Here is a 1,538-nt window from a genome sequence, read left to right as displayed (position 1 = left end):
GGTTCTAAGTCAAATGACGTTGGTATTGAATTTTAGTCGATTTTAAAATGCATTTATTCATCGCACTCTGGGGAGGTTAAGCTACCCTGGAGTGTGATTTGTTTTCATCAGATATAATAGGCTTCTTTGCCACAGGCTTAAATTTGAAATGTAATCGTATTCGGTTCTTGTAATGATTAAAATTCCGGTAGCCATATGCAATCCGATTGAGTACCTTGATCTTATTATTAATTCCTTCAATTCGGCCATTATTATAGGTATATTGGAAACTGTTTTTTATATAGGGCAAATGCTTCCTTAATGTTTTAATGCTTGTTCTTAAATAGGTGGACGCTGCAGTTGAGCACTGTTTGCTTAACACGTTCTCCAATGTATGGTAATTCTTTTCATCCATGGCCTCCAATACATCCTGATATAAATCATAATTGATTTTAAGTTCTTCGCTATAATTCAATATCTCTTGCACTACTGAACTTTCAAGTCGCTGGCCAAATAGACCGTAGTATTTATATTCTGTATAAGATAAATTCGATCTTTTCTTAAGTAAAAGCTTCCAATAACGTTTAAGGCGATGATACTTCTTCTGATCTTCTCCATGAGATGTTCTGAGTTGGTTCATTATTTTAACACGCGTTTTATTCATTGCTCTAGAGATAAGTTGAACCAAATGAAAACGATCAATAATAATATCCGCATTTGGAAACATCTCTTTAATCAGACTTACATAACCTGCATTCATATCGATGGTCACGGTTTGCACTTGCTTTCTAGTTGATAAGCTATAATTGGTGATGAAATGATCTGTAATGGTCCGGTTATCACGACTATTTAAAATGTCTAAGATGTCACCTGTTTCAACGTCGATATATTCAAAAGCCATCTTTCCTTTGGCATACTTAAATTCATCAAATGATAGATGCTTAGGCAGGGCATTGTAGTTCGGTTTATATGTATCCGCCTCTTTATTGATGACTCTCTGAACAGTTGCCCCAGAGACACCACAGTCCTGCGAGATATCTTTAACGGATTGTGCCCCGGCTGATTTAATAATGATTTGTGCTTTTGTATTTGAGGATATAAAGCTATGGCGCTTCACGATATTTGTTTGCGCAGTAAAGCTTGTATCACAATGCTTACACATAAAACGCTGTTTACTCAATAATAAATAGGTTGGGTAAACTCCCATGGTAGGAATGGTGATACGGGATAACTGTGTTCCATTCTTATAAATAGAAGAGCCTATTTTTTCTGCTTGGCAGTTTGGGCATTGATCCACTTCATATGTTAATGTCGCCTTTATAAACTTACATGTCTTTCCCTTATGTTCTCCATACGTCACTGCATTTTCGTTCACATAAATATTTTTATCTTGAATATCTAACAAATTTCTTATATCATTTGATATAGACAAGTGAGTTCCCTCCCAGGATTAGTGTTCAGCGACTTTAATTCTACAGGGAATCTCACTTGTTTTCTATTTATAAACGCAAAAATGACGTAGGTGAGTTTTCCCCACCAACGTCATTTATTGTACAACC

At 35.6% G+C, this 1,538-nt stretch carries 1 protein-coding gene; it reads right to left on the bottom strand.

Translation table 11 applies throughout. The features are described 5' to 3' along the window. Positions 1 to 76: 76 nt before the first annotated feature. On the bottom strand, positions 77 to 1,405 hold the full coding sequence (locus HPC67_RS15615) for an ISL3 family transposase (RefSeq protein ID WP_217589831.1): 1,329 nt from the start codon (positions 1,403 to 1,405) through the stop codon (positions 77 to 79). Between the last annotated feature and the right edge of the window lie 133 nt (positions 1,406 to 1,538).

The organism is Lentibacillus saliphilus, assembly GCF_019093865.1.
In the GTDB taxonomy this organism is placed as follows: Bacteria; Bacillota; Bacilli; order Bacillales; family Amphibacillaceae; genus Lentibacillus_B; species Lentibacillus_B saliphilus.
The sequence above is the reverse complement of the archived record's forward strand: the minus strand, read 5'-3'. Positions and strand labels throughout refer to the sequence as shown.